This is a genomic window from Dehalobacter sp., assembly GCF_030063005.1.
In the GTDB taxonomy this organism is placed as follows: domain Bacteria; phylum Bacillota; class Desulfitobacteriia; order Desulfitobacteriales; family Syntrophobotulaceae; genus Dehalobacter; species Dehalobacter restrictus.
Window position 1 is genome coordinate 22,581 of record NZ_JAPDHR010000050.1, and the last position, 6,153, is coordinate 28,733.

At 45.9% G+C, this 6,153-nt stretch carries 7 protein-coding genes; all 7 read left to right on the forward strand.

The window, feature by feature from the left end; translation table 11 throughout:
* Positions 1–34 precede the first annotated feature (34 nt).
* The 7 genes from OKX56_RS12515 to metK all read left to right on the forward strand — a co-directional run bounded on the left by OKX56_RS12515 (position 35) and on the right by metK (position 5,884).
* Entirely contained in the window at positions 35–1,270 is a 1,236-nt protein-coding gene (locus tag OKX56_RS12515) for an LL-diaminopimelate aminotransferase (RefSeq protein WP_019226781.1), read from the forward strand.
* 186 nt (positions 1,271–1,456) lie between these two features.
* Entirely contained in the window at positions 1,457–2,335 is an 879-nt protein-coding gene (locus OKX56_RS12520) for a YicC/YloC family endoribonuclease (RefSeq protein WP_019226780.1), read from the forward strand.
* 59 nt (positions 2,336–2,394) lie between these two features.
* Entirely contained in the window at positions 2,395–2,664 is a 270-nt protein-coding gene (remA, locus tag OKX56_RS12525) for an extracellular matrix/biofilm regulator RemA (protein WP_019226779.1), read from the forward strand.
* A 1-nt stretch (position 2,665) separates the two neighbouring features.
* On the forward strand, positions 2,666–3,247 hold the full coding sequence (gene gmk / locus OKX56_RS12530; protein ID WP_025206021.1) for a guanylate kinase: 582 nt from the start codon (positions 2,666–2,668) through the stop codon (positions 3,245–3,247).
* A 38-nt stretch (positions 3,248–3,285) separates the two neighbouring features.
* Positions 3,286–3,501: a DNA-directed RNA polymerase subunit omega gene (gene rpoZ, locus OKX56_RS12535; RefSeq protein WP_015043499.1), complete on the forward strand. Its 216-nt coding sequence runs from the start codon at positions 3,286–3,288 to the stop codon at positions 3,499–3,501.
* Entirely contained in the window at positions 3,488–4,696 is a 1,209-nt protein-coding gene (coaBC, locus tag OKX56_RS12540) for a bifunctional phosphopantothenoylcysteine decarboxylase/phosphopantothenate--cysteine ligase CoaBC (protein WP_019226777.1), read from the forward strand. The genes rpoZ and coaBC overlap by 14 nt, the downstream gene beginning before the upstream one ends.
* Before the next feature lie 6 nt (positions 4,697–4,702).
* A complete protein-coding gene (gene metK / locus OKX56_RS12545; RefSeq protein WP_287896663.1) occupies positions 4,703–5,884 on the forward strand; it encodes a methionine adenosyltransferase in 1,182 nt (393 codons plus the stop codon).
* Positions 5,885–6,153 lie beyond the last annotated feature (269 nt).

The window sequence follows — 6,153 nt, forward strand, 5'->3', positions numbered from 1 at the left end:
ATTATAACTACATATTTACAGGAGAGTGAATAGAATGGCTTTTGTCAATGAAAATTATCTTAAACTGCCTGGAAGCTATCTCTTTTCGGAAATAGCCCGCCGGGAAAAGCAATTCAGACAGGAAAACCCGGACTGTGACTTAATAAAAATGGGTATTGGTGATGTGACCCGCCCGCTTCCGCCAGCCGTCATCGAAGCAATGCATCAGGCTGTCGAGGAAATGGGCCAGCAGAAAACCTTTAGAGGATATGGCCCAGAACAGGGATATGAGTTCCTGATTGAAAAAATCATTGAGCACGATTTCAAGCCCCGCGGTGTGGACCTGGCAGTTAACGAAGTGTTTATCAGTGACGGGGCCAAGACGGACACCGCCAATTTCCAGGAGATATTTGGCATGGGCAATATCCTGGCTGTTACAGACCCGGTTTATCCGGTTTATGTGGACAGCAATGTCATGGCTGGACGTACCGGTATTTATAACAACGACAAAGGGCAGTTTGAAGGAATCGTTTATCTTCCCTGTAATCAGGAAAATGGACTGAAACCGGCGCTTCCCAGCACGAAAGCAGATATGATCTACCTGTGCTATCCGAATAATCCGACTGGAACGACACTTTCGGCTGAAGAACTGAAGAAATGGGTCGATTATGCACGCGATCATAAGGCCATCATCTTATTTGATGCTGCGTACGAAGCTTTCATACGGGAAGACGGTGTTCCCCATAGTATTTTTGAAATCGAAGGTGCGCGCGAAGTGGCCGTGGAATTCAGGAGTTTTTCCAAGACGGCTGGTTTTACCGGGACTCGCTGCGCATATACCATCGTTCCAAAGGAAGTCATGGTCTATGATTCCAAAGGAGAAGCGCACAGTCTGAATAAATTATGGCTTAGAAGGCAGACCACAAAATTCAATGGAGTATCTTATCCGATCCAGGCTGCCACTGCTGCCGTATTTTCTGAGGCAGGGAAACAACAGGTCAAAGAAACCATTGATTATTATATGGATAATGCCGCAATTATCCGGGCTGGTCTCGAAAAAGCGGGATATACCGTCTTCGGCGGTGTGAATGCACCGTATATCTGGCTAAAAACACCGGGACAGATGGGGTCCTGGGAATTCTTTGACAAGCTGATGAAAGAAGCCAATGTTATCGGAACACCCGGAGCCGGCTTCGGTGCGAGTGGGGAAGGATTCTTCCGGCTGACGGCTTTCAATACTAGGGAGAATACGGAGAGGGCCATTGAAAGGATAAGGACCAGAATAGTATAGAGCTATTAAGCAGGATGAAACAATCCATTGTTTGAGAACGTGATTTAATTGAGGGGCTGTTTGTCTCCTCAATTTTTTTTCTGGTACCTTGTATAACTCTAAAACGCATGTAAAAGGAGCAAAGCATAGTATTCTTGCCCTTCAGAGTAAAAGAATGGTATGATTGTCGTTAAGGAGTTGAGGGAATTGGCAAATAGTATGACTGGTTTTGGCAGAGGGGAAGCTCAGGGACTCGGAGTCCAGATTTCAGTAGAAATGAAGTCAGTGAACAATCGCTTCCTGGAAGTCCTAGTGAAACTACCAAGAAACTTGAATATCATTGAGGAACGTTTTCGTAAAGCCGTGCAGGAAAAAGTCCAGCGGGGCCGCGTTGATATTTACGTGAATATCAAGGAAACGGAAGAAAAAAAGAGATTAGTTAAGGTTGACAAAGATTTAGTGCTGTCGTATGATAATTCTCTGAAGGAATTGGCAAATTTGCTCAATACCACGTATAAGAGCGATCTTTTTAGTCTGGTTTCGTTCCCTGAAGTACTCAGTGTTGAAAACGAAGAGACGGATGCAGAAGCCTTGTGGCCATATCTCAATATGGCTTTACAGGAGGCGCTGAACCAGTTAATTCAAATGCGTAGGACTGAAGGGGAGAGACTGGCCAAGGATTTGCTGAAAAAATTAGATGACCTTTCCGGAATGGTTGATCAAGTAACTGTAAGAGCGCCGCAGGTTGTGGCGGAATATCAGGAAAAATTAAGGGAAAGGCTTGCGGCGCTTCTGGCGGACACTTCGCTGGATGAAGCTAGACTGATTACCGAAATTGCCATTTTTGCCGACAGGTCTTCTATTGAGGAAGAGCTGGTCAGGCTCGGGAGTCATTTTGAACAATTTACCAAAGCCTTTTCAACCAATGAGCCGATTGGACGGAAACTTGATTTTCTGGTTCAGGAAATGAATAGAGAGATTAATACCATTGGATCTAAGGCGAATGATCTGGAAATTTCACATATTGTTGTCCAAGGGAAAAGTGAACTGGAGAAAATCCGGGAACAGGTTCAGAATATTGAGTAACACGATGAAAAAGAGCAATAACGCGGTATGCAGCGTATTGAATATGGGAGGTATAGGAATTGGATATCAAATTGATTAATATAGGATTTGGCAATATTGTATCGGCTAACAGAATTATCTCGATTGTAAGTCCGGAATCAGCACCCATTAAGCGAATTATTCAGGAAGCGCGCGATACAGGAATGCTCATCGATGCCACCTATGGGCGAAGGACGCGTGCCGTCATTATGTGTGACAGCCACCACGTAATTTTGTCGGCTGTTCAGCCTGAAACGGTTGCCCATCGTCTGACCGCCAAAGAATCCAGTAGTGAGGATCCGGTTGATTAATATGGAAGACAAAGGGCTGCTGATTGTGGTCTCAGGTCCTGCAGGAGTTGGAAAAGGAACGCTGTGTAAGCGGCTTTTTGCCGAGTGCGGTGATCTGGAATATTCTATTTCTGTAACGACCAGGGCACCAAGACCGGGAGAAACAGAGGGAAAAGAATACTATTTTCGTTCCAGGGATCAATTTCTTAAAATGGTTGAGAATAATGAGTTTCTGGAATGGGCAGAGTTTTGCGGAAACCTGTATGGAACCCCAAGATTTCATGTGGAAAGTGTCCTGAAGAGAAACAAGACCATCTTACTGGAAATCGATATGCAGGGAGCAAAAATTGTCAAAAAGGCTTTTCCGGATGGTGTGTTTATTTTCATTGTTCCGCCTTCCCTGGAAGAGCTCGCTGAAAGGCTTTATGGAAGAGGAACGGAAACACCTGAGGTCATGCAGCGCAGACTAGCACAAGCCGTTCTGGAAATGAAAAATATGAAGGATTATGATTATGCTGTTGAGAACGACGAAATTGGCACTGCGGTAGAAAAGCTTAAGAGTATTATGATTGCAGAAAAATGCCGGGTGAGTTCAAAGCCGTAATAATTTTAAAGTCGCTCTAATTTGAAGGAGGAATAACGATGAAGCAGCCTTCTTTGGATGTTCTGATGTCCCAGGCAGACAGTAAATATACCCTAGTGGTGGCAGCTGCCAAAAGGGCCAGGGTACTCATGAACAATTTGGATGCAAGTGAATTTAAAGATACAAAACCTGTTAGCAGGGCTTTGCTTGAGATTGCAGACGGAAAAGTCTATCCTGACTTTTTTGATAAGGTAACGTCAGATGCTTTGCGGTAAACGTGTGCTTCTGGGCGTAACAGGCAGTATTGCTGCCTACAAAGCGGTCGACATTGCCAGCAGACTGGTGAAAAGCGGTGCAGAGGTCTTTGTCGTGATGACAAAATCAGCGACAGAGCTCGTTGCGCCTTTGACATTTAGAAGCATATCAGGACAGCCGGTTTATACGGAAATGTTCACGGAACCTAAAATGTGGAACATTGAACATATTTCTCTGGCCCAGAAGGCAGACATCACCTTAATCGCTCCGGCGACAGCCAATATCATTGCGAAGATGGCTGTCGGTCTTGCTGATGATTTTCTTTCTACCGTCTTGCTGGCTGTCAATAATCCAATCTTTGTAGCTCCGGCGATGAATCATGCCATGTATCATCACCCTGCAACGCAGCAGAATCTGGGGATTCTTCAGCAACGGGGTATTCATATGATCGGGCCAGCCAAAGGATACCAAGCCTGCGGGACAGAAGGCGACGGCAGGATGAGTGAGCCTGCGGAGATCATTGATTTCCTTCAGAATTTTATGTTAAACCGGGAAATCATGAAAGGCCGGAAAGTGCTAGTTACGGCCGGCGGCACCCGCGAGGAACTTGATCCGGTCAGATATCTTGGAAATTACAGCTCAGGCCGCATGGGCTATGCAATTGCTGAGGCGTTTGCTGAGGCAGGCGCACAGGTGACCCTGGTCAGCGGCCCCTCGGATATCCTGCCCCCGTTCGGCGTGGAAACGGTCCGGATTATTTCAGCGGAAGAGATGTATCTGGAAGTTATGACACGATATGCGGAACAGGATATCGTCGTCAAAGCAGCTGCTGTTGCTGATTTTCGACCTGCAGTCCGCAATGAGCAAAAGATCAAAAAAGACGGAGAGTCTGTTATCTTAGAATTAGTTCCGAATCCAGATATTCTGTCAGCTTTGGGAGCTCGGAAGAAACACCAGTACTTGGTTGGCTTTGCTGCCGAGACCCAAAATGTAATTGAAAACGGTCTGGAAAAGTTGAAACGCAAAAAGGCCGATATGCTTGTAGTCAATGATGTCACAGCACCTGGCGCAGGTTTTGGCACAGATACCAATATTGTTAGTTTTCTTTATCCCGATGGCAGAAAAATAGATCTGCCCAAAATGAGCAAGCTGGATGTCGCCAGAAGGTTGGTGCAAGAGATTGCCTTGAACAAAGGTATTGGATCAAAGGAGTGATTTTGGATGGGTTACAAATTATTTACCTCAGAATCTGTTACCGAAGGACATCCCGACAAAATATGCGATCAAATTTCGGATGCAATTCTTGATGCCGTCCTGTGTCAGGACAGAGAAGCAAGAGTTGCCTGTGAAACATCTGTGACAACCGGGCTGGTTCTGGTAAGCGGCGAGATTACCGCCCATTGTTATGTGGATATTCCAAGAGTCGTAAGGGAAACCATCAGACAGATTGGATATACGAGAGCCAAGTATGGCTTTGACGCAGATACATGTGCGGTGCTGACCTCGATTGGAGAGCAGTCCAGTGATATTGCCTTAGGCGTTAACAAAGCACTGGAGGCAAAAATATCCGAAGAAGATATCAGTGAGATCGGTGCAGGAGACCAGGGGATGATGTTTGGCTATGCGACAAACGAAACCGAAACATTCATGCCGGTGCCGATTGATCTTGCGCATAAGCTGGCCCGCAGGCTAGCTGAAATCCGTAAGGCGGAAGTGCTGAACTATTTAAGACCTGACGGTAAAACGCAGGTTACCGTTGAATACGAGGACGGAAAACCCAAAAGGATCGATACGATTGTAATTTCGACCCAGCATCATCCTGAGGTTTCCCAGGAGCAGATCAAAAATGACCTTCTGGAACATGTCGTAAGACCAGTGGTTCCATCTGAAATGTTGGATGAGAATACCCGTTATTATATCAACCCGACGGGCAGATTTGTGATTGGCGGGCCTCAGGGTGATGCAGGACTTACCGGCAGAAAAATTATCGTTGACACCTATGGCGGTATGGCTAGACATGGTGGCGGGGCGTTTTCCGGAAAAGATCCTACGAAGGTTGACCGGTCCGGGGCTTATGCCGCGCGCTATGTGGCCAAAAATGTTGTCGGAGCGGGCCTAGCTGACCGCTGTGAGATTCAGATCGCCTATGCGATTGGGGTTGCGCGTCCTGTCTCCATTTCAGTTGAAACATTTGGGACGGGTAAGGTCAGTGATGATAAGATCATCACGCTGATTAATGAAACGTTTGATCTTCGTCCGGCTGCAATCATCAACACTCTGGATCTCCGCAGACCAATCTACAGACAGACCGCGGCCTACGGGCATTTTGGCCGCAATGACCTTGACCTCCCGTGGGAGAAGCTTGATAAAGTCGAACAATTAAGGAAACTGGCCGGACGCTGAAACGTTGTTAAGCTTCCAATAGAAATAAGCTATAGCAGAGAAAAATTATCGATATTAGTAGAAGAATAACAGACTGCAGAGGGTGTCGTGGGAATCCAGGGCATCCTTTTTATGTTGATAACAGGAAAAATTACAATTTTTTATGGTGAGCGGTCAAAGTAAATGCAACCTTTGACAGAGTAAATATAGTGGGGTTTCATTGAGTCTGTCAAAATACTGGGAATAACAGGTATAGTACCTGTTAAAAATAGCCGATTCAGATTATATGG